This is a genomic window from Chloroflexota bacterium, from assembly GCA_018648225.1.
Classification (GTDB): domain Bacteria; phylum Chloroflexota; class Anaerolineae; order Anaerolineales; family UBA11858; genus NIOZ-UU35.
This window is the reverse complement of the sequence record JABGRQ010000199.1, coordinates 1-23,519: the sequence shown is the minus strand read 5'-3', so window position 1 is coordinate 23,519 and position 23,519 is coordinate 1. Positions and strand designations below refer to the sequence as shown.

Genomic DNA, 23,519 nt, shown 5'->3' with positions numbered 1-23,519 from the left:
GAGACATCTTATGATAATCCCCGCTCCCGAAATCACCATCGCCGGTCAAAAAATTGGCCTGAATCACCCCACCTATTTCATTGCCGATATTGCTGCCAATCACGACGGCGACCTGGAACGCGCCAAAATGCTCATCCGTCTGGCGAAAGAAGCCGGAGCCGACGCGGCTAAATTCCAGAACTTTCGTGCTTCCAAGATTGTCTCCGATTATGGTTTCAAATCACTGGGCGGGCAGCTATCGCATCAGGCATCCTGGAAGAAGAGCGTATTTGAAGTTTATGCCGATGCTGCCGTCCCCTTCGACTGGACGCCGATCCTCAAAAAAGAATGCGACAAAGTCGGCATTCACTACTTCTCATCGCCTTACGACTACGAAGCCATAGACATGCTCGATGCTTACGTCCCGGCTTTCAAAGCCGGTTCGGGCCTCATGTCCTGGCCCGATGCGCTGGTGCGCATGGCGAAATTCGACAAACCCATATTGATTGCATCGGGTGCGGCTGATATTGGCGACGTGGTGCGGGCGGTGCGCGCTGTGCGGCCTCACAACAATGAGATCGTGCTTTTCCAGTGCAATACCAACTACACCGCCGCCGACTCGAACTACGATCACCTCAACCTCAATGTACTAAAAACTTACGCCGCCATGTTCCCCGATCTTGTGCTGGGGCTCTCCGACCACACCCACAGTTCAGCACCGGTGGTTGGCGCAGTAACGATGGGAGCGCGCCTGATTGAGCGTCACTTCACCGATAGCAATGACCGTGAAGGCCCCGACCACAAATTCGCCATGAACCCCGAAAACTGGGCCGAGATGGTGCTGCAAGTCCGCACGCTGGAGCGCGCCTTAGGCTCGTATGACAAATTCGTCACCGGCAACGAGCAGGAGACCTATTGGCTGCAACGCCGCTGCCTGCGCGCCGCCTGTGAAATTAAAGCTGGAGAAATCATAACTGCCGATATGCTCGAGCCGCTGCGCCCAAATGTTGAAGGCGCGGTTCAGCCCTGGGAACTTGAGCAGCTCGTTGGCAAAAAAGCTCTCATCGATATGCCCTATGGCATGGATTTGCGCTGGGAGAATATCAGTTCATAAGTTATAGGTTGAAAGTTGAAGGTTGTTTGTAGCCTTCAACTTTCAACATTCAACCCAACATGAAAATCCTATACTTTTCGAGAGAGTATACGACTCACGACCATCGCTTTTTATCGAAGCTGGCACAGACTGAGCATCAGATTGGCTATCTGCGTTTGGAAAGTCGGGGACATGCCCTCGATGATCGGCCTTTGCCCCCGGAAATTGAACAACTCCACTGGGCGGGTGGCCAATCCAAAGCGGAACTGCGGGATGCGCTCCGGCTGGTTCGCAGTTTAAAGAGGGTGATTCGCACTTTCAAGCCTGATATTGTTCAAGCCGGCCCCATCCAGACGGCAGCTTTGCTCACCGCCCTGACTGGCTTTCGCCGGCTTGTGAGTATGTCGTGGGGCTACGATCTGCTCATGGATGCAGACCGCAATCGTTGGTGGCGGTGGGCAACCGAATACACCCTCAAGCGCAGTGCGGCTTTTTTAGGTGATTGCGATACGATTCGCAATCTGGCTGTCCAACATGGCATGAATCCGGAGCGGATTGTGACCTTTCCGTGGGGGGCAAATATCCAGAAATATGCTCCCGGCGATGATGGCGGCTTGCGGAAGCGTCTGGGTTGGGGTGCTGATACCTTTGTTCTTCTCTCCACCCGCGGGTGGTCGCCCATTTATGGTGTCGAAGATTTGGCGCAGGCCTTCGTCCAGGCGGCCCGCCAGCGCCCGGAGTTACGCCTGCTGATGCTCGGCAATGGCCCGCTGGCCCCAACCATCCGGCGCATCTTCATGAATGCCGATCTGCTCGACCGGGTGCATTTTCCGGGGCAGGTCAAGCAGGCCGATTTGCCCAACTATTACCGCGCCGCCGATTTATATATTAGTACATCTCACAGCGACGGAACATCGATTTCGCTGCTCGAAGCGCTGGCTTGTGGCACACCCGTGCTGCTGACTGACATTCCCGGCAATCAGGAGTGGGTGAAGCGGGGGAGCGAAGCGGGGGAGGGTGAGGGTCGCAGCGGTTGGCTCTTCAAAGATGGCGATATGGCCTCTCTGCGGGATGGCATTCTTCATGCCCTTGACCTTCGGGAGCAGTTACCTGCTATGAGTGTAGCCGCCCGCCATTTAGCAGAGTCACGCGCCGACTGGGAGAAGAATTTCCCCAAACTTTTCGAAGTCTACCGTCTGGCCCTATCCGCATGATTGTTCTCTCACATCATCAAGCCAGACCCTTGCTTCAGGTTCGGGATCGCCAATCCACAATCGAAATATCACTCGATTTAGGCATTTCTAGGCTCACAGTTGATTTGACAGAAATCGGTGCGCGTTTCTCAGACGATAACGTATTGGCCTGGGATGTGCTTGCCGAAATTGCCGCCGATGAGAATAGCTGCTTTTGGGTCGAAGATGGTCAAGCCCAGGCTATTCAGGTTTTTTCAGAGACTTTTCAACGCGCCTACACGCTTTACCCCACCGAGTCGGCTCCGACGATGCTGGTTTCTGGTATCCCGATGCACCGTATCAAGGATACCAACCCCTGGCGGGATACGCGCAGCAAGATCAAAGCGTTGGGGCGAGTGGGTGGATGCCTGTTGGATACCACTACCGGGTTGGGCTACACGGCGATTTTAGCCGCCGAGAAAGCCACACATATCACCACCGTGGAGCTTGACCCCGCGGCGCAGAAAATTGCCCGCCAAAACCCCTGGTCGCAAGGGCTGTTCGACAACCCCAAGATTGAGCAGCTCATTGGCGACAGCAACGATCTGATTGAGACCTTTCCCGCCGAGAGATTTAACGCCATCATCCACGACCCGCCCATGTTTAGTCTGGCTGGGGAACTATATTCGCTGGAATTCTATCGTCAGGCCCATCGTGTGCTGAAATCCAACGGACGCATGTTTCACTATATTGGCAGCCCGGAGAGCAAATCCGGCGCACGCGTGACCAGTGGTGTTGTTCGGCGTTTGAAGCAAGCCGGTTTTAGCGCTGTGCTGCCACGGCCACAGGCTTTTGGGGTGTTGTCGCTAAAATAAAAATTTATGGACTTTTATCACGAATTTTTCTACCGTGCATTTGGCAAATAGCCACAGATAAATCGGATGAAGCGATAAAAAATCTGTGTTCATCAAATTCGTGTCATTGGTGTTATTCGTATTCATTCGTGATAAATTTGGAGTTGAAGATGCTTACCAAAGATAATTTGATTGTAGAATTTCAAGCCATCGGGGTAAAAGCAGGTGACACGCTGCTCACCCACTCATCTTACAAATCCTTCGGCGGCGTAGAGGGCGGCCCGCAGATTGTGATTGATGCCCTGCTGCATGTGCTGGGCGAGGAAGGCACTCTGATTATGCCCACCTTCAATTTTGATTTTTGCAAAGGTCAAACCTGGGATGTCAACGAAACCCCCTCGCACATGGGCATTATTACTGAGTTAGTGCGCAAAGATCCGCGTAGCCAGCGCGTCTTTCATCCGATTTACTCATTTTCCGCCATTGGAGCGCAGGCCGACTTTCTCACTCGTGAACGTTACAAGAGCAGCTACGAGCGCAACTCGCTCTTTGGTAAGCTGCGCCAACTCGACGGCAAAATTATGGTCGTCGGCCTGAGTTACAACGATAGCATGACTTTTTTTCACCATGTTGAAGAACTCGAAGGTGTGGATTATCGTTATTTAAAAACCTTCACCGGTATAGTCACAGACGAGAACGGCGAAACCTACGAAGATTCCTTCCAAATGTTGGTACGTGATATCGATCAAGGCGTTGAGACGATGGTAGACCCGATGGGCGCCCTGGCCGAAGAAGCCGGAATTATCACCGTGGCGCAAATTGGCGCAGCCAAAGTCTCGCTGATGAACGCCAACCAAATCTACGATTTCACCGCTCGCGAAATGCGCCGCGATCCAAAATTGTTGTATGAAATTGCTAAATAAGGTTTCCCCAAGGATACTTTCTGATAATGCGCCATGAAATGAACCACCAAGGCTCGAAGACTCAAAGAAAGGAGATGTTATTTATCTCCTTCGTGCCTTTGTGTCTTTGTGGTGAAAAAATATGAAACTCAAATCCCTCCTCACACGCATCCACCCCCTACATCGCACTCTCGCCTCCGCCGAGATGGACGAAGCCCTGCGCATTGTCGGCGAAGCCATGCCCGCTGCGGCCAATTACACCGTCGAGAGTTTTGTTCCTAATACGCCAGTCTGGACGTGGCGCGTACCAGAGCGTTACCGCGTGCATGAAGCCTACCTGGCCTTCGAAGATGGTCGCCGCATTGTGGATTTTGCTGATAACCCGCTGCATATTGTCTCCTATTCGCCGCCAATCGATGCAGTACTCACCTGGGACGAGTTGGCTCCGCACCTGCATTACAACGAAGCGCGCCCCTGGGCCACGCCCTGGATTTTTAAATACTATCAGCGTGAGTGGGGCTTTTGTCTGCCCAAAGATGTCTTTGACGTTTTACCGCGGGATGCGCGTTATCAAGTGGTGATTCGCTCGGAGTTTTTGTCAGCCCCCGAAGCAGGCGGCTTTCGGGTCTCAGTGGGGGTCATCCAGCCTGAGGGCGGTTCTACACCCGATGCGGGCGAGATGCTCATCTCGTCTCACCTGTGCCACCCCATGCAGGCTAACGATGATACCGCTGGCGTCGTCACCGCTGTCGAAGTTGCTCAGCGGCTAGCCACAAACCCCCTGCCGTCCGGTTCGATGGATGTGCGTTTTTGGTTTGGTCCCGAAACCATCGGTACGATTGTCTATCTGGCGCATCATGAAGATTTGATCCCCCAATTAAAGGGTGGAATTTTTATCGAAATGACTGGAAACGACAGCCCGATTGCCTGGCATCACACCCGCCAGTATAATCACCTGCTTGACCGCATCACGGCTCACGTTTTAGAGAATGCTGAACACGTCGAGCGCAATTTTGCCGATTTTCCGCCCAATGATGAACGCGTCATTAACGGGCCGGGCGTCAATGTGCCGTGTATTTCCATCAATCGCTGGCCCTACGATGAATACCACACCACGGACGATAACCCTGACATCATTGAAGAAGAAATGCTACAAGACGCGGCGGATGTTGTTGAAAAAATTGTGCGTATCTACGCCAGTAACTATATTCCCAAACGCACTTTTAAAGGGCCTGTGTTTCTCTCCGGGCATGGTCTGTGGGTAGACTGGCAAGAAAATTTTGCCCTCAACCGTGCCATCGAAAAAATTATGATGAGTTTTGAAGGCCAGCACAGTATCTTCGATATCGCCCAGGAAGTTGGCCTGGACTATTGGGTCGTGCGCGAGTATGTTGAGAAGTTCCGGGCGAAGGGCTTCGTTGAACATCTGCCAATTCCTGGTGAGACACAAGTCGCATGAAGATTGTCGCCATTATTCAAGCCCGCATGAGTTCATCCCGCCTGCCGGGCAAAGTGCTGTTACCCATCGCAGAGCGTCCCATGCTGGCCTGGGTTGTCGAGCGCACCCGCCTGGCGCAGACTGTTGAAGAAGTAGTGGTTGCCACAACCACCGACCCCAGCGATGATGCTGTTGTCGAATTTTGCCAGGCTCAAGGCTATAATTGTTCGCGCGGTAGCGTGCATGATGTATTAGATCGCTATTATCAGGCCGCCAAAGCCGCACGAGCCGATGTAATTGTGCGCATCACCGCCGATTGCCCCTTGATTGACCCCGTTCTGGTGGATGATGCTGTCAACACGCTGATTGGTGGCAGAACCCGCACGCCACGCTTCGACTTCGTTGCCAATCGCTTGCCCCCGCCCTGGGGACGTACGTATCCCATTGGCCTGGATACAGAAGTTTTCACTTTTAGCGCCCTGGAAAAAGCCTGGAAGCGCGCCATCGCAAAACACCAGCGCGAGCATGTGACCCCATTTTTTTACGAAGAAACTCCGGTAGCGTATCTGCGTCCACAAATAACAGATGCCCTTTTCTCTAGCGGGATGACCCCTGACGGGATGCAAATTGCCTTGCTGCACTACCATCCGGATTTCGGGCATCAGCGCTGGACGGTAGACACCCCTGAAGATTTGGAACTCATCCGCCAGATAGCCGCGCGTTTCCCCGATGATCGCTTCTCCTGGAAAGATGTGCTGGCCCTCATCGAGCGCGAACCCAATTTGGCACGCATCAACGCCGCCGTGCAGCACAAGACTCACTTAGACATTGACGAGCGAAATTAGTGATGATGCCCTACCTCACCATCTTTACTTCCCCTAAACCCTTCACCGACAGGCATATCAATATTATCCAACGCAATGCCATTCAATCGTGGATTCAACTTGGCGCGAATGTGGAGGTGCTGCTAATTGGTGAAGAAAATGGTCTGGCCGAAGTTGCCGCTGAGTATGGCGTCAAACATCTGCCAGATGTGGCCCGCAACGAGTTTGGTACGCCGCTGGTGAGTTCGATTTTTGCATTGGCGCGCCAATATAGCGAATCGCCACTGCTGGCTTATGTCAATGCCGATATATTGTTGTTGCCCGATTTCATCGAGACTGCGCGCCTGGTGGCTGCTCAGGTGCAGAAATTCCTCATCGTCGGGCGGCGCTGGGACCTGGACATCCGCCAGGGGTTGCCCTTCACACCGGGATGGGAATCAGCCCTGAGTGAGATCGTCCGCTCTCAGGGGGAACTGCACGCCCCCGCGGGCAGCGATTATTTCATCTTTCCGCGTTCTATTTTCCAAAATATCCCCGATTTTGCGATTGGCCGCGCCGGTTGGGATAACTGGATGATCTACCAGGGGCTTAAGCAAAAATGGCCTGTGGTGGACGCATCCGGAAGCCTGATGGCGATTCATCAAAATCATGATTATAGCCACCTGCCTGATGGACAAATGCACTACGATCTCGAAGAGACGCACATCAATGCCGCGCTAGGGGGTGGAATGCAAAATATGTATATGACTTTGGATGCCAGCCATGAATTGCTTTCCGGACAGGTGCAGCCGGCGCGGCACCAGCCCGAACGACTGGTGCGTCGCCTGGAACGACTGGTCTATTCGCCCAGCCAGCGCGGTTTGCGTTGGCTTATTACCAAACGCCTGCGCCTGCTGCGCCGCAAGCTGGTGGGGCAGTAAATAATCCTTAAAGGTTACAGGCATATATAAAGTGCCTGTAACCTGGTTTGAAAACCTATGCCTGAAAACATAACGAATTGCCCGCTTTGTGAGCACGAGAAAAGCCAACTTTTTGACCAACGCCAGTTTAGAGAACAGGTGGTGGAAAACCGCCTTTGTGCCAATTGCGGGCTGGTATTCCAGTCACCGCGTATGACCGCGGCCGAGTTGGATACGTTTTACGCTCGCGAATATCGTCAGGTTTACCAGGGCGCTGAAGGCCCTACGCAGAAAGACCTGGTCGTACAAAATGGCCGCGCCGACTGGCTACTGGCCTTCCTCGTCGCGCAAAAGATTGCCCCACGGCGTTACCTCGATATTGGTGCATCCTCTGGAATTTTGTTAGGGCGTTTTGCAGAAGCCTTCAACTGCGTCGCCGCGGGGATTGAGCCGGGCGAAGCTTATCGTGCCTACGCCCATAAAAACGGCCTGACGGTATTCGCCGATCTCTCTGATATGAGGGATGCAGATGAAAAGCCTTTCGACCTGATTAGCATGGCGCACGTATTGGAACATATCCCCGACCCGGTAGCGTATCTTGCAAAACTGCGCAGAGACGTGCTGATTCCCTCGGGGGTGATCTTGATTGAAGTGCCCAATCTCTACGCCCATGAGAGCTTCGAAATTGCCCACATGACCAGCTTCAGCGCCCACACCCTGCGACAGATTCTGACTCAAGCCGGGTACGAAGTTATTGCGCTGAAAAAACACGGCCAGCCGCGCTCGAGGCTGCTGCCGCTTTATCTTACCGTAGTCGCTTCCCCTCTCGCCTCGGGAGAGCACCCTTCGGGTATGCTGTCGCGAGGGCCAGGGGTGAGGGGCGAGCGCAATGTTGGTTTCAAACGCCGTGTTGGGATGCTCTGGCGGCGAGTGTTGACGAAATTGCTTCCCAAACAAACCTGGATTCCGGTAAAGTGAACCACTGATGAACGCAGATGCACGCGGATGTTTTTTATCTGCGTTTATCGGCGTGCATCTGCGGTTGCGAATAGAAAATGCGCCTCGGACAAAACCCTGCCAAATCAGTCGATAGCGTTGCCCAGCCCCGGGCTGTGACTGTTGCCATCGTCACCTACATCCCCTTTTTGAGCGGATACTATGCCCAAAGCCTGGACGTTCTCAAAAAGAGCCTGTCCAGCCTGCGCGAGAGTACGCCAGAGCCGTTTGATTTGCTCATCTTCGACAACGGCAGCGGTTCAGAGACGCGCGCTTTTCTACAAGCCGAATATGATGCCGGGAATATTCAATATCTGATATTCTCTGGGAAAAATATTGGCAAAGGGGGCGCGTGGAACTTCGTCTTCAACGCCGCGCCCGGCGAAGTTATCGCCTATGCCGATAGCGATATTCTTTATCATCCCGGCTGGCTGGAGCAGTCGCTGGCGATATTACAGACCTTTCCCAGCGTGGGCATGGTCACGGCGCGACCGTTGCGTAGCAAAGAACATTATTTTTCGGCTACCCTCGATTGGGCGCGTCAAACCTCGGATGCAGAACTGGAACAGGGACAATTCACGAGTTGGGAGATTTTCAACCAGCACTCGTTGAGTTGCGGCATCGAGGAGGCACAGTCGATCGAGTGGTTCAGCGAAAGCTGCGACTGGAAGTTGAGCTACTGCGGTGTGCAAGCCTATGCGGGCGCGGCGCATTTTCAATTTGTAGCGCACAAACGAGTGCTGCAAGAATTTCTGCCCTTTGAGATGGACAGGCCGATGGGGCAGGTGCGCACCCTCGATGAACAACTTAACGCAGCGGGATATCTACGTCTGATGACGGCCGATCCGCTGGTGGCGCACATGGGCAATACCCTGCCCGGCGAGTATATATCCCAACCCTATCGCCCGCGCCGACGGCTTGTCAATCAGCCCTGGGTCAAGAAGCCGCTCATGTGGCTGTATCATCAAATCTTTAGCCTATATTTTGATCGTTGAACCCGAAAAATTGGTTCAATTCTCTCCCGCCGGTATGAATACATCCCAACTTATATTCAGATTGAACCAATTTACCCTTTTAAATTATGCGCATTGGCAGTAACCCGGTTCGTAACCGTTACCCCGTCTATCATCCCAAACGGATAGGTATTGTTTCCATCACCTTTATGCCGGTGCTGGAAGGTTTTTTTCGCGAGTCGCTGGATGTTTTCGCTATCCACTTGCAGAGCTTGCACCAAACGATTGGCGATCAGGCCGATGTGATGGTTTTTGATAACGGTAGTTGCGAAGAAGTGACCCAATTTCTGACCCAGCAATATCAGGATGGTATGATTGATTGGCTGATGCTTTCGCGTCATAATCTGGGTAAAACCGGGGTACTGAACTGGATTTTTTCATCTATGCCCAACGAATTCATCGTTTCAACGGATAGCGATGTACTGTTTCGGCCCGGATGGGTTGAACGCAGTTTGGAAATTTTTGATACTTTCGAGCAAGTTGGCATCGTTAGCGCGCAGCCAGGATTTTTCAACGAGACGCAGCGTATGCGTCAGATTGCTGAAAAAATGGGCCGCGCGCTTTCGGGCGTACAAATCGACGAAGTTAACCCCCTCTCTTATGCTTTTGAAGAATATTGCGATGGTGTTAATGCATCCGCTGAAATTCGCAAAAAAATGGCGCAAAACCGGTTATTGTTGCTCATTCCTTCGCAAGGTAACACGCAGGCAGTGATGGGTAGTACCTCCATGCAATTTATAATCCGGCGGGACGCGGCGCGCAAAATCATCCCACTGCCCACCACCCACACGCTCGACTCCGATGACCATATGCAAATCAATCGGCGGATGGAAGCACTGGGTTATTTGCAGCTTTCCACCACCGATGCGCTGGTTTACCACATGGGCAACAGCCTGCAAGGTCGTCATGCCGCGGAAGCGTTTGAAGTTCGCCAGCGTGCCGGTGTGTCTGTTATGCCAGCGTCCAATGCTACGCACAAAAAGCATAACCTGGTAAAGAACATGCTGGTCAAAGCCGTGAAGCGCTTCACCGCTCTGGAGCGCATCGTCCGGCGTTTGTATTCGTTGCTTTTTGATCTTCTCTACACGAAAAAATAGGTTGCAGGTATTTGGTGTTTAATAATCGGGAACCTTTGACCAGGAAATCATTGGCTGTCTGGGGGCTTAATTTGCTGCTCTCGGTAGCGGTTTGGCTGACGATCAGTGCGCTATTCTTCGGCAACGAATACGGTTACTTCGCGCCGCGCGGCCTGCTTAAAAGCGCCATCCTGTTGCCGTTTATTTTTCTTGGATTTATTATTTGGACGAAATGGGGTACCCCAACCTGTTTTAAAAATCTGCGTGTATCTGCGTTCATCTGCGGTTTGATTGCCGTCCTGCTACTCTGTCTCTTCCCGCTGCCCATTCCCGCGCTTTCGGCGCAGCACAGCCTGCAAATGACTGCATTCGGCGGCCCGGTCGAAATTCGTCAGGTGAAATATCTGGATGGTACGCCCGTCTCGCTGGATGTGTTCCAGCTTACGGATGATTGGCATCTCTCCGGGATGATGCCGGGCGGCGTGGTGTTGAGCGTGCGCCATAATGTGGACGCGGGGAAATTGTCACTGCTGTGGGATGGAGAACCGACCGAGATTGATTTATCCGCTCCCCAGAGCGTGACCACCGATATTGTGTTGGGACAAACGGACGCGGCCTCGGGTTGGATTCTGCTTGTCAAGGGATTCTATTTCCTGGCGCTGTGGGTGCTAATATTTATCTTCGCATTCATCGTTGAGACGCGTTGGCTGCATCCCGCCGCCGTCAAGGCGCTGTTGGTCATACTCTATCTTGCCATCTTCGCTGTTTTTACTTTCCAAAAACTAAGCTATACAACATTCAGCGGGGAGCGCGTTTTTCGGGATACCGCCTGGTATGTCGAAACCGCCGACGAGCCGCTCAACTCGCTCGAATTCTGGGCCGGAACGCGCCCCTTCACACTGCCGCTTTTCTACAAACTTACCGGCGTGACGCAGGCAAATTATCTGGATGCCAATGTCATCCGCGACACCGTGGATGCGCAATACTGGTTTTCAATTCTCTCTTGGGCGGCATTAGGCCTGGTCTTTTCATTGCTAATGCGTCAATCGTGGCTCCGTCCGCTGGCCTTTGGGATAATTCTGTTCTTTAGCTTGAATTTGGAGGTCAGCCTGTGGGAGAGTCTTCTACTCTCCGAGTCGCTCTCTTTTTCGATCTTCGCCTTGCTGATTGCTGCCTGGTTATGGTGGAACGCCGCTACCAAGAAACCGTTACCCCCCCAGGCAGGCGTGGCTTTTGTATTTCTGGCCGCGCTACTGACGATTTTGTATAGCTTCACGCGTGAGAGCAATCAATATTTTGCCGTTTTCGGCGCGCTCTTGTTCCCGATTGCCGGGCTTTTTGGCAAAGTGCCTCGGCAGAATCGCAAATTCTATTGGGTCTATCTCTTGCTCTTTTTCGGCGTGCTTGTACTTAAAAATGTATCCTTTGGGGCCAGTGACCTGTGGCAAATTCACATGGCCGATTTGCTGGCCCTGCGTATTTTGCCTGATGCCAAAGCAGTGGATTATTTCATCGCTGCTGGGTTGCCGATGAGCGAGAATCTCTTGAAGATGAGTGCCATGCCCGGGCACGAGTATCAACCCTACCTGTTGAATGATCCCCAAATGGCTGCCGCGATGAACTGGATCAACCAGTATGGTGTCGCCACCTATGCCAAATTCCTCATCACCCATCCATTGGATTCGATGATCGCCCCTTTACAGCAACTTCCCTCAATTTTGAGCGGCGACAATCTGGAATACCATCTGCCGCGTTTTGGCGTGCCGACCATTCCACTTTGGCTGCAAACCCTCACGGCGCGTTTTTACCCACGCGATGCCTGGGTGATGTGGGGCTTTTTTTTCCTGATGAGTGTTGGAGCGGGAGCCTATTTTTTCAGCAAAAGAAACCTTTCCCCGGCCTGGCTGGTTGTGGCGGTATTTTTGGTGAGCTTATACCCGCTGATGTTCATCGTCTGGCATGGCAACCCTATTGAAATCGAGCGTCACGCCGCCCCGGTTGGAATCCAGTTTCGCCTGGCTGGTTGGATGGCTGTCGCGCTTTTATTAGATCAATTAGCAAAAAACAACCACAGAGACACGAAGTTCACAGAGTTGAATCAGTAAAACACAAAGACGCTCTGTGCTCTCTGTGCCTTTGTGGTGAAATCAGGAGTTTTACCCCTTGCGTATCGGACAAAACCCCGCAAAATTTGTTGAAGAAAGCCCTAAACCGGCGCGTGTGACCGTTGCGACCGTGACTTATATCCCGGTGACGAGCGGTTACTTCGCCCAAAGCATCGATATTCTCAAGCTGTGTTTCAACAGCCTGTGGCAACATACGCAGATGGAATATGATTTGATGGTTTTTGACAACGCCAGTTGCCCGGAAGTGCGCCAATATCTGCTCGAAATGCAGGCCACAGGGCGCATTCAATATCTGCTGCTTTCCGAAAAAAACGTCGGCAAAGCAGGGGCCTGGAACGCTATTTTTGGCGCGGCCCCCGGCGAAATTATTGCCTACGCCGACAGCGATGTGTACTATTATCCCGGCTGGCTTTCGGCGCAGGTTAAAGTACTTGATATGTTCCCAGAGATCGGCATGGTCACCGGTATGCCCATGTGGAGTCCGCCGGAATATGCCACCAGCACTGTGGCCTGGGCCGAGAAAAATGGCGTTCAGATTGAGCAGGGAAAATTCCTCCCCTGGGAAGATTATTTTCGGCATTCGCGCAGTTTGGGGGCCAGCGAAGAAAAAGCCCGTGCCCATTTCGACTCAGTTACAGATTTGCGGCTGACGTATGAAGACCAGCGCTATTACGTTGGGGCGAGTCATTTTCAGTTTGTCGCTCCTGCGGCGGCCTTGCGCAGCGTTTTGCCAATCCCCAACAAGCGCCCGATGGGGCAAGTGCGTCTGCTGGATGTGGCGATCAACGATCAGGGCTATTTGCGCCTGTCTACGCCAGAGTGGTGGGTGCAGCATTTGGGCAATCGGCTCTCGGAGGCAGAATTCGCTCAGGGCATACCAACGACCAGCCTCGATGAACGTCAGCGCAACCGCCCGTGGATTTTGAAATGGCAGCTCGCCGAAGACATCCTGTATTGGATTTATCATCGGCTCTTTGAATTTTTACATCGATAAAAACGAAACCACAAAGGCACGAAGACACAAAGAAAGAAACTTAGAGTCTTTGTGTCTTCGTGGTAAAAAAAATATGAAATTAAGTTTGTTGGATATTGTGTTGTGCCCCGACTGCGGGGGTAGTTTCCAGCCCGATGGGGATGCGCGGTTGGTATGCGCAGCCTGCGGGCAGACGACCCCGGTGGTGGGCGGCACCCCGATGTTTACCCCTGCCCCGGAGAATATCAACCCCTCCGAGAAGCAAGAGCGTTCCCCCGAGCTGGGTACCCCCTGGCGGCAAGAGAATTGGCGTTTTCTGGCGCGGCAACTCGAAGAAATTCCCCCCGATGCGCTGATTTTGGATGTCGGCGCGGGCCGCGGCGATTTTTTCGATGGTCTGAAAGGACGCAACGCCCTGGCGCTGGATGTCTACCCTTACCCGGAGATTGACATGGTTTGCGATCTGACGCGTACCAACCCCTTCAAGTCCGGTAGCGTGGATGTGATTTTGCTGCTCAACGTGTTGGAGCATGTTTACGATTCGAAAGAATTATTTGCCGCGCTTTCGCAACTGCTCAAACCCGGCGGTAAGCTACTCGTGGCGATTCCCTTCATGGTTAAGATGCACCAGATTCCGCTCGATTTTGTGCGTTACACGCATTTTGCCCTCGAGCAAATGGCCACCGACCACGGCCTTGAAGTTTCCGTGCTGGAAGGTTTCTATGATCCCATGTTTTTTCTGGGGGAGGGCATTCGCAATATCCAATGGCCGATTTTGCGCAAAATGCGCGGCTGGCGGCAATATGTCGGGCGCGCGCTGCTGATGGGTGTGCGTATTCTTGCGCGTATTATGCAGCCGGTCATTGGCCCCGGACATGTGCGCTCGCCCCACGAAGCCATCAGCTTGGCTCCTACGGGTTATCAGATTGTATATAGAAAGAAATGAAAATTGGTTCAATCTGAATGCGCTTCGGGTGAATACAACTCGCTTCGTAAAGAATGAACCAATTTTATAGCATTATGAGCCAACCCAAACGAATTTTTATCAGCGCCGACCACGGTCTTGCCGTTGTCTATTTTCTCCAGAGTGATCTTGTTGCCACGTTGCTTGATGCGGGCATTGAGATCATACTCTTCACCGACGAAGCCCTGCAAGAATCGCTCAAAGCGCGTTTCGCTCGCCCTGGCCTGACCATTGAAGGTCTGCGGCTCGACCAGGCGCGGCACTACGAGCGTACCGTCAGCCCTTCGTTGCAGTGGTGGCTGCACTTTTTGCGCCGCGCCGGGGCTTCCAGCCGCATCAATCTCGAAGCTGTGGATGGTTTCATCAGTCAGGTCGAAGACGAAGCCCATGCCCGCCGCAAGCAGCTCTTCCCGCTCATGCAGGCTGTTGTCGCCATCATGCGCCGCAGCCGTCTTGCCCGCCGCATTGTGATGCGGGCGCAGGCGCGCTTCAATCCGGCGTTGTATGCTGACCTTTTTGAAAAATATCAACCCGCTCTGGTTGTCGCTGCCACCCCTGGCTGGCGCTACGACCGCTTTTTATTGCGAGAAGCGGCTGAGCGGGGAGTTCAAACTGCGGCTATGATTGTTGGCTGGGACAACTCCAGCAGCTACAGCCTGCCCGGCGCAAATGTAGACTGGGCTTCGTGTTGGTCTGAGCTTCAAAAAGAGGAGCTTACCCTCGGGGCGGATTGGCCTCCCGAACGCGTGAATATCGGGGGGGTTCCGGCATACGATGGCTATTTCCGCGGCGAGTGGCTGATTGACCGTGACGAATACCTTGCCATGCACAATCTTGACCCGGCGCGCAAGCTGATTTCGTATGCCAGCAGTTTTGTGACCTTTTCGCCGAACTTACCCAATGTGGCGATGTTAGCGCGTCTCGTTGCCGAGGACCAACTCTCCCAACCGGCGCAGTTGCTCATTCGCCTGCACCCTACTCACTTTTCAGAGCATCCGCATTATGCTGGAGAGCGCGAAAAAATCCGCGAACTCGCCCGAACATTGCCGCATGTCCACGTCGTTGAACCCGTTCCGCTGGGCGAAGGCGGCATGAGCTACTACTCCGGCGAAGATATGCCCGAAAAATCGTCCATGATGGCCTACTCCGATGTGATGGTGACGGTCTACTCGACGATGGTGGTGGAAGCCTCCATTCACGGCACGCCCGTTATCAGCCTATGTGTGGATGACCCCGCAGGCTGGCCGGGCAAATTCACCCTGCCGCTGACTGAGATTAGCGGCTGGCCCACACATCAACGCTATCGTGATTCCGGAGCCGGGCGCGAAACGCTCAATGCTGAAGAACTGCGTGAAGCCATCAACCGCTACCTTGACGACCCCCAAGCCGATTTGCAAGCCCGCACTGACTTCATCGCCCGTGAATGCACCCACACCGATGGCCACGCCGGGCGGCATACGGCTGAATTTTTGTTGAAACTATTGGAAATATAAATATAACCACGAAGACACGAAGGCACAAAGAACTGCAAAATTCTTTTTTTGTGTCTTCGTGTTTTTGTGGTGAGAAAAAGGAGTAAGGGTATGGATGCAAAATATACTCCATTGTCAGACCGGGAAGAAGCACTAGCGACTGCAGTTGTAGATGCTGCCTATCAAGTCCACCGCGAATTAGGTCCGGGATTGTTAGAGAGTGTTTACGAAGCCGCTTTTTGCCATGTTTTGATGAAGCAGGGCTTTGAAGCACGACGTCAAGTGGTTGTGCCGATTGTATTTGACAGCATCAAGTTTGATGAAGGTTTTCGTATTGATGTGCTGGTCGAAAATTTGGTCATTTGTGAGTTGAAGTCGGTTGCGTCTATTGCCCCTGTTCATACGGCTCAATTATTGACCTATCTTAAGCTTACAGAAAAACGTTTGGGATTTTTGATCAATTTCAATGTTCCACTCATCAAAAAAGGGATCAGGAGAGTAATTCGATAGTTTTCACCACAAAGACACGAAGACACAAAGAAATATTTGCTTTTTCTTCGTGCCTTTGTGTCTTCGTGGTAAATAACTTGCGAGGATCACAAGTGATACACAAGATAATTAACCGAAGCAAAAGTGTTGCACAAGTTTTTTTTACCGGAAAAACAACTACTGGAAAACGTGGCGAAGTTCCACCCATCAGCCCCGAAGAAGTTGCCGAGTTCAAGGAATTCTTTCCGCGGGATAAATTTTTCCTTTACGGTCACGCCCGCTCAGGGACCACGCTGCTCACGCGGCTGATCCGCCTGCACCCGGATGTGCATTGCAATTATCAGGGGCATTTCTTCACCCGCCAGCCCACGCTCGAAGCGCTGGTGGACAGCCCGATGATCGAATCCTGGCTGACGCGCCGCAGCAACCGCTGGAACCGCGGCCGCGATCTTTCGCCCGTGATGCTGCGCGCCGCCGTCGAATATGTGATGGAGCGTGAAGCCCGGCAAGAAGGGGCGCGCATCGTCGGCGACAAAAGCCCCAACGCCCTGCTCAACGGCGAATCCGTGCGCCGGATGCACAAAATTTTCCCGGATGGCAAGCTGATCTTTATCGTGCGCGATGGCCGCGACGCCGCCGTCTCGCATCGTTTTCAGGCCTTCATTGATGCTACGCAACACCTTAATCGTCAGGACTGGGCCATCCGTGCGGATTTCAAACGCGATCCCGAACCGTTTATGCGCGGTGAGCGTTCTATTTTCACCGAGAAGGCCATTCGACGGGCGGCTGAAAGCTGGGTGGAGAACGTCACCGAAACCGATCAAATGGGGAAAGAACTTTTTGGTGAGCAACAATATGCTGCCGTGCGATACGAAGATATACTCAAAACGTCCTGGGAATCCATGTCGCGCCTGTGGGATTTTCTCGGTGCAGATACTAGATTGCCCGAACTGAACGAAATTCTGAACGCCGAGCTTAACAAAAACCCCGATGCCAAATGGCAGCAGCAAAAAGCCAGCGAAATCGTTGAGCCGCTAAAAAAAGGCAAATCAGGTTCGTGGCGGGAATTATTTACAGAACGCGACAAACAAATTTTCAAAGATATCGCTGGCGATGTACTTAACGAGTGGGAATACGCGCCATTTAATGAATAAGCAATGTTGATAACCTTCAACTTTCAACCTACCAACCTGTAATTGACCATGAAAACCCTCATCGCTGGATTCGGCTCCATCGGACGCCGACATTTTCGTAATTTGTATGCCCTCGGGGAGCGCGACTTTGTATTTCTGCGTAGCCAACGCTCCACGCTGCCCGATGACGAAATTGCCGACTACCCGGTTGAAGTCAGCATTGAAGCGGCTTTGACACACAAACCCAATGCTGTCGTGATTGCCAACCCGACTTCGCTGCATCTCGGTGTCGCCATCCCTGCCGCGGAGCTGGGCTGTTATATCTTCATGGAGAAGCCCGTTTCGCACTCCCTGGAACGCGTAGACGAGCTTGAAGCCGCAGTCAAACGCGGCGGCGGGCAGGTTTTGGTTGGATTTCAGTACCGCTATCATCCACTTTTGCGCAAGGCCAAAATTTTGCTCGCCGAAGGCGCCATTGGCGGCCCCGTAGCGGCGCGCGTCCATTGGGGTGAATACCTGCCTGGCTGGCATCCGTGGGAAGATTACCGCAAGGGTTTCAGCGCCCGCGCCGATTTGGGCGGCGGTGTGATCCTCACATTGACGCATCCGTTAGATTATTTGCGTTGGCTTTTTGGGGATGTGGTTGGAATATGGGCTTTTACCCAGCCCGTGAAAGCCCTGGAGATTGATGAAGTTGAATCCGTGGCCGAGATGGGGTTGCGTTTCGTGGATGGCGTGTTGGGCAGTGTCCATTTGAGTTATATTCAGCGCCCGCACACGCACCAGTTAGAGATCATCGGCACCGAAGGCACGATTTATTGGGATTATGTTCAAAGCACACTGAAAATATATCAGGCGGAAGCGGACGCATGGACAGATTTCCCCATCCCGGAGAATTACGAGCGCAACGTGATGTTCCTTGACCAAATGGAGCATTTTATCAGGGTGGTGCGCGGAACCGAAAAGCCGATCTGTACCCTCGAAGATGGCATCTGGGCGCAGCGTTTGGCGAATGGCGCGCTGGAATCCGCGGCTTTGGGCCAAATTATCTCTTGGGGAAATCACAAACCCTCTCAGGGCTGAGTCTGAACAGCATCCCACAAAATTTCAGTAGAATCGCTCCGGGCTGAGAAAAGCATCCCGTCCACTTCAATCACGGAATAATATTCTTCGATATAGTTGTAGGCAATTTCTTTATCCCCCCAGAGTTGCACGATCATATCGGGTTTGAGTTCGCCAATCGAATAGTCATAGTCCCACTTCATGTGGCCGGGGCGAATCTCTTCGAGCGTTACAGCGGTGTGAGCGGGAAGTTGAGCGATGTAGGCGTCGTTTTTGCCGAGCAGATCGAGTGAAGGCCGCTCCGAAAAGTAGGGGATTGCCCCGGCAGTCACCACGGCAATGGTGGCATCGGGCGTAGTGCTTTTGCGCACGGCCAGCGCAATGCGGGTATCTTCCTTGTTGCCTTCAATGAAGATGGGCGGCCTGAGCAGCAGCCAGCGCCGCAGATAAGCCGGGTCGCGCTGGATGAAGTTGAAATTCGCCAACGCCGCCAGCGAAAACCCGATCAGCGCAAAATTTAAAAATACCTTTGTGAACTTCTTAGTGCCCTTTGTGCCGCCTGTGCCCTTTAGGGTATCGTGGTTAAAGATAGTCCGCAAGATTTGCTCTACCGCATACACAAATAGCACAAAAAAGAGCGGGATGGCGATGGCAATATAGCGGTTGGCGCCGCCCTTGTGTTCCCAGGCATCGCCGCCTACGTAGATGCTGTAGGTAATTTGGGCCAGCACGAGCAATGCCAATACGAGAAGTTTCTTTTCACGCCGCCATAAAATAGCCAAAAAGGGCAAGGCGAGCAAGAGCCAGTTCATATCTTTGGCGAATTGAGTAAAAACATACAGGCCGCGCTGTAATTGTTGCATCAGGGGCAGCCCATTGACTTTGAGATAATAGGTGTTGGGCAGCGGTTGGCCGTAATACCCCAGCCGGACGGCGGTTTGCAGGCCGATAAAGCCGATCAGCGTCCCCAACCCCCAGGCAAGATGTTTCCAGCGATGGCGTGGTAAGAAGAGAAAGCCAAATCCAGTGATGGTCAGCGCCGGGACGATCATGTCAATGCGTACCAGTGTGCTGAATCCGAGCACGATGAAGGGCCACGGGCTGAACGCTTCGGCTTGCATATCTCGGATGAATTTCAATACGGCGATATTGAGTAACAACACCAGCAGGCTGACTTCCATGCCCTGTAGGCCCCAGTTGTTGAGTGGAGTGTAGAAGGCGGTCAGGCCCACGGCGATGAGCGGTACAAGCCAGTTCTTCGAGAGTTCGGCAGCAATTCTGTGGACGAAGTAGAGATTGACCGCCAAAAAGACCGCCCCGCTGATTTGCACGGCCAGACTGGTTTTTGCCATCGAGATGGGGAATAGATGGAAAAACGCCATCCATAGAACCCACAATGGATTGGTATAACCCTCTACGGGGGCTTCGCCGGGATTCCATACCGCGCCGTAGCCCTCGGCCAGATTTTTGGCGTAGCGCATCGAGATCATGGCATCATCGAACAGCACGAAATAGCGCGTTCCCTCGATGATGAAACTGGTTTGGTAGATGTAGATGCCCGCGTAGATAGCGTAAATCAGCAGGATGGCGATGAAAAGCCAGTTTTGTTTGAGACGGTTCATGTTTTATTTCCGTGAGCAGCAACTTATATTATGATGCAGAGTATAATATCGCGAATAACGTGAATAGAGAACTGTTCAAATCTGTCATGAGAAATAGGGTTCGTTTTTTGTCTACCAATGGAGAAAAGAAAAAGATGTGTGTTAATTTTCGCCGTTCCAATATACTCTTGATATTGCTATCTGTATTATTGGCAAGTTGTGCATTCCCTGCGGCTGTGGAGCCGACGGTCTCGCCATCTAGTACGCTGCCCCTGTTTTCGGAGACAGATATTCCCCCTACGCTAACAGAGACAACTGTGCCTCCGACGGCGACTGCAACAGCAACTACTACGGCGATGTTGGAACCAACCGCAACATTTACGGTAACGCCCTCGCCTGTGCCACCCTCTCTTTTGGTAAATACGAACGCTGTTTGCCGAGTTGAGCCGGGTGTAGATTTTCCGGTTGCCGGATATCTAGTTGAAGGTGCAATGCCAGATGTTTCCGGGGTCGTTGAAGGGGAGCTTAATTGGTGGTTGATCCAACTTGATAATGAAAAAAATTGCTGGATTTCAGATAACGTTGTTACGCTTACCGGCCAAATTTCCAGTTTGCCGCGGCTTTCCCCCACGGTAACACCTACGGAAACCCCCCTCCCGCCCACGGTAACCGCGACCCCTGCTCCACCCACCGCCACGGCGACCATTACGCCATCAGTAACATTGTCACCAACGGCAACATTCACTATAACTCCCTCGGTTGTGCCCCCGGCGCTATCTGTAGATACCAATGCGGTTTGCCGAACCGGGCCAGATCTAAACTATCCGATTGCTGGGTATCTGGAAGCAAATGTACGCGTACATGTTTCCGGGCTGGTTGAAGGTCAATTGAATTGGTTATTCATTCAACTTTCAGATGGAAAAGAATGCTGGATTGCAGACAGTGTGAGTACATTCGAAGGTGATGTTGCCAATTTGCCGCGCATTACTCCGCCGCCATCACCTACGCCTGGAGTAGTAGCTAGCTCACAGCTTGGGAAAACAGATTTTATATACTATTTCCTTACCGCAACAGATACCGGTGGCCCCTTTGGGTGTGAGACAGGCGACAGTTTACTGTATATTGAGACCAGCATTGCGCGAACCGGGGAACTGGAGGTGGATGTCGTTAATGCGCTAAATGCGCTTTTCTCGAATCACAATCAGTATTATAACGGCCTTTATAATCCGATGTATGCGTCATCGCTGCGCGCTACGGATGTGGATTTTGTGCCTGGAGATATTGAAGCTGAAGTTTGGTTGAGAGGCGATTTGGCACGTCCGAAGGATAAATGCGACAGTCAGCGTATGCGCGATCAGGTTTGGGAAACCATCGAGATTCAATTCCCCGAAATCAGTCACGCGGTTATTCGTGTGAATCGAGCTTTATTGGGTGATTTGCTTGTCGTGAACAAATGAAAAAATTACTTCAAACGTTCCTCCTCCAGACAGTAATTTACGGTATATCTGTTTGGATATATTATTTTGTAGTGTTACAACATCTTGGAGATTGGCTCAACCAACTTTTCCACAGCAATTTGGTTCTTTACGCGGTACTGAGCTTAGTTTTTGTGATTTTACAGAGCATTTTTCTGGATACTATAATTAAATTCCTTTTACGTCACTTACGTTTTGAACGCGTGGAGTAATCAGATACACGAATGGAATTTCCTATTGCAGGCGTTACTGTAAATCCTATATTCCTGATAGGTTTAGGTTTTGTGGTTGGTACTCTGGGAGGCTTCTTTGGTGTTGGTGGTGGTTTTCTTACCGGGCCAGTGATGTTTTGGCTGGGGGTGCCGATGAATTTCGTGGTCGGCACTGATCTGGCTTATATGACTGGTAAAGCCATGAGTGCTACCAGACGCCATCGTTCGTTAGGCCATGTGGATGTTAAGTTAGGCATTCTAATGATTGCCGGGACGGTTCTGGGGGTTGAGTGTGGCGCTCAAATCATTGAAGTATTGGAATTCTCTGGGAATATTGATAGCATTATTGGATATATCTATATCGTCATTTTGTTGAGCGTTGGTGGTTTTACTGGATGGGAGAGTTTGCGAGCTATCCAAATGGTGCGCACGGATCGTGTAGATGTCAAAGATGCGATTGGTTTTGAAGGCATTGCCCGTCGTGTACATCGTATCAAAATTCCCCCAATGATTTCTTTACCCGAATCGGGCATTGAAGCAATTTCATTGTGGGTGGTAGTCGGTGTGGGGTTCATCACTGGCTTGTTAGCTGGATTATTGGGGGTAGGCGGCGGTTTCATTCGTATGCCTTTCCTGGTATATTTTATCGGTGTCCCTACACACATTGCCGTTGGCACAGATTTATTCGAAATTGTATTTTCGGCAGGTTTTGGCACTATTACGCACGCGTTGAAGGGCAATGTGGATATTCTGATGGCATTGGTGATGCAAACTGGAGCGGTTTTGGGCGCTCAAATTGGCGCTTCAATGACGCGTTTTTTTGCTGGGCCGCGAATTCGTTTGTTTTTCTCGGTTTTGCCATTATTGGGGGCGATTATGGTGATGTTGCGCTTATTGGGGCTGACGGCTGTATAGTAATGTGTTGGCGTGAGATGTTAAGATGAATATATTGATTTATTTGGATCAAGAAAAAAAAGATTATCATGCAATTGCATTCATCAAGAGGTTGGCGAGAACATTCCCTGTCGCGCTAACATTGTTGTATATCGTATCCGAAGGGGAAGATCAGGAGCAGGGTGAAGCTATTCTTGCCCAGACAGCGGGGCAATGTGCGGATGTTGCTGTCAGAACGCTGTTGCGATGGGGTGACCCGGTTGGGGTGTTATTGTCCGAAGCTCGCCGGGAAAAACATGATCTTTTGATTATTCAATCTGGTGGCAAGAAGCGAGCTAACCGACGAATTGAGTCAATTGAGAATATTATTTCTCAGTCAATTTACCCGGCTGTATTGATCTTGAGAGGGGCATTGCGCAAAGTCAAACGAATTCTAATCTGTACAGGTGGCCCAGAAGGGCATGGCAAAGTGATTGAGTCTGGCGCAGATATGGCGCAAGCGTTGGGGGCTAAAGCCACATTACTGCACGTAGCTGCAGGAGCAGTGCCAACCATGTATACAGGTTTGCCTGCCTTCGAAGAATCGCTTGAAGATTTACTCAAAACAGACACAGCCGTTTCGCGGCATTTACGCGCCGGTGCAGAAATATTAGATGCTCGCAATATCAATGGTGAACTCGAACTCCGCCGCGGTATTCCAATTGATGAAATTGTGCGCGAAGCTCGTCTAGGGGAATACGATCTGGTTGTAATTGGGCGCTCACGCATTTTCAGTGGTTGGAAAGAAATTTTTATGAGCGATATCACCCAGCCTATCCTCAACCAGGTAGCAGTTTCCGTATTAGTGGTGGGCGAAAAGGCGTTGCACTAGC

21 protein-coding genes are annotated in these 23,519 nt (G+C 52.0%); 20 read left to right on the top strand and 1 reads right to left on the bottom strand.

Features of this window, described 5'->3' with window-relative positions; genetic code table 11:
- The first annotated feature begins 10 nt into the window (after positions 1-10).
- From HN413_17170 to HN413_17090, 17 genes are all read left to right on the top strand, one after another.
- Entirely contained in the window at positions 11-1,093 is a 1,083-nt protein-coding gene (locus HN413_17170; protein MBT3392132.1) for an N-acetylneuraminate synthase, read from the top strand.
- Between the two features lie 59 nt (positions 1,094-1,152).
- Entirely contained in the window at positions 1,153-2,286 is a 1,134-nt protein-coding gene (locus tag HN413_17165) for a glycosyltransferase family 4 protein (GenBank protein MBT3392131.1), read from the top strand.
- Positions 2,283-3,119 (top strand): methyltransferase, encoded by an 837-nt coding sequence (locus HN413_17160; GenBank protein MBT3392130.1) that lies wholly within the window; start codon positions 2,283-2,285, stop codon positions 3,117-3,119. Before HN413_17165 ends, HN413_17160 begins: the two co-directional genes overlap by 4 nt.
- A gap of 149 nt (positions 3,120-3,268) precedes the next feature.
- On the top strand, positions 3,269-4,021 hold the full coding sequence (locus tag HN413_17155) for an AAC(3) family N-acetyltransferase (GenBank protein ID MBT3392129.1): 753 nt from the start codon (positions 3,269-3,271) through the stop codon (positions 4,019-4,021).
- Positions 4,022-4,142: 121 nt separating this feature from the next.
- Positions 4,143-5,459, top strand: coding sequence for a DUF4910 domain-containing protein (locus HN413_17150; GenBank protein MBT3392128.1), 1,317 nt, complete (start codon positions 4,143-4,145; stop codon positions 5,457-5,459).
- Entirely contained in the window at positions 5,456-6,283 is an 828-nt protein-coding gene (locus HN413_17145) for a glycosyltransferase family protein (protein ID MBT3392127.1), read from the top strand. Before HN413_17150 ends, HN413_17145 begins: the two co-directional genes overlap by 4 nt.
- A gap of 2 nt (positions 6,284-6,285) precedes the next feature.
- Entirely contained in the window at positions 6,286-7,182 is an 897-nt protein-coding gene (locus HN413_17140) for a hypothetical protein (GenBank protein ID MBT3392126.1), read from the top strand.
- A 57-nt stretch (positions 7,183-7,239) separates the two neighbouring features.
- Positions 7,240-8,139, top strand: a complete 900-nt coding sequence (locus HN413_17135) for a class I SAM-dependent methyltransferase (protein MBT3392125.1) — start codon at positions 7,240-7,242, stop codon at positions 8,137-8,139.
- Positions 8,140-8,216: 77 nt separating this feature from the next.
- On the top strand, positions 8,217-9,152 hold the full coding sequence (locus tag HN413_17130; GenBank protein MBT3392124.1) for a glycosyltransferase family 2 protein: 936 nt from the start codon (positions 8,217-8,219) through the stop codon (positions 9,150-9,152).
- Between the two features lie 86 nt (positions 9,153-9,238).
- Positions 9,239-10,267: a glycosyltransferase family 2 protein gene (locus tag HN413_17125; GenBank protein MBT3392123.1), complete on the top strand. Its 1,029-nt coding sequence runs from the start codon at positions 9,239-9,241 to the stop codon at positions 10,265-10,267.
- A gap of 35 nt (positions 10,268-10,302) precedes the next feature.
- The gene (locus tag HN413_17120) at positions 10,303-12,351 is read left to right on the top strand and encodes a hypothetical protein (protein MBT3392122.1); all 2,049 of its coding nucleotides are present in this window, start codon (positions 10,303-10,305) and stop codon (positions 12,349-12,351) included.
- 58 nt (positions 12,352-12,409) lie between these two features.
- Positions 12,410-13,366, top strand: a complete 957-nt coding sequence (locus HN413_17115) for a glycosyltransferase (protein MBT3392121.1) — start codon at positions 12,410-12,412, stop codon at positions 13,364-13,366.
- 73 nt (positions 13,367-13,439) lie between these two features.
- Positions 13,440-14,291: a methyltransferase domain-containing protein gene (locus HN413_17110; GenBank protein ID MBT3392120.1), complete on the top strand. Its 852-nt coding sequence runs from the start codon at positions 13,440-13,442 to the stop codon at positions 14,289-14,291.
- A 74-nt stretch (positions 14,292-14,365) separates the two neighbouring features.
- Positions 14,366-15,802 (top strand): hypothetical protein, encoded by a 1,437-nt coding sequence (locus HN413_17105; protein ID MBT3392119.1) that lies wholly within the window; start codon positions 14,366-14,368, stop codon positions 15,800-15,802.
- A gap of 90 nt (positions 15,803-15,892) precedes the next feature.
- Entirely contained in the window at positions 15,893-16,291 is a 399-nt protein-coding gene (locus HN413_17100; GenBank protein ID MBT3392118.1) for a GxxExxY protein, read from the top strand.
- A gap of 92 nt (positions 16,292-16,383) precedes the next feature.
- Positions 16,384-17,424 carry a sulfotransferase gene (locus HN413_17095; protein MBT3392117.1) on the top strand — a complete coding sequence of 347 codons (1,041 nt, stop codon included), beginning with the start codon at positions 16,384-16,386 and terminating at the stop codon, positions 17,422-17,424.
- A 48-nt stretch (positions 17,425-17,472) separates the two neighbouring features.
- Positions 17,473-18,486, top strand: a complete 1,014-nt coding sequence (locus HN413_17090; protein ID MBT3392116.1) for a Gfo/Idh/MocA family oxidoreductase — start codon at positions 17,473-17,475, stop codon at positions 18,484-18,486.
- Here HN413_17090 and HN413_17085 read toward each other — a convergent pair.
- A complete protein-coding gene (locus HN413_17085) occupies positions 18,477-20,087 on the bottom strand; it encodes a hypothetical protein (protein MBT3392115.1) in 1,611 nt (536 codons plus the stop codon). The genes HN413_17090 and HN413_17085 overlap by 10 nt on opposite strands.
- A gap of 134 nt (positions 20,088-20,221) precedes the next feature.
- Between HN413_17085 and HN413_17080 the strand changes: the two genes are divergently transcribed.
- The 3 genes from HN413_17080 (at position 20,222) to HN413_17070 (ending at position 23,518) form a co-directional block, all read left to right on the top strand.
- The gene (locus tag HN413_17080; GenBank protein MBT3392114.1) at positions 20,222-21,523 is read left to right on the top strand and encodes a hypothetical protein; all 1,302 of its coding nucleotides are present in this window, start codon (positions 20,222-20,224) and stop codon (positions 21,521-21,523) included.
- Between the two features lie 242 nt (positions 21,524-21,765).
- Positions 21,766-22,668 (top strand): sulfite exporter TauE/SafE family protein, encoded by a 903-nt coding sequence (locus HN413_17075; protein MBT3392113.1) that lies wholly within the window; start codon positions 21,766-21,768, stop codon positions 22,666-22,668.
- 25 nt (positions 22,669-22,693) lie between these two features.
- Positions 22,694-23,518 (top strand): universal stress protein, encoded by an 825-nt coding sequence (locus HN413_17070; GenBank protein ID MBT3392112.1) that lies wholly within the window; start codon positions 22,694-22,696, stop codon positions 23,516-23,518.
- Position 23,519: the final 1 nt, after the last annotated feature.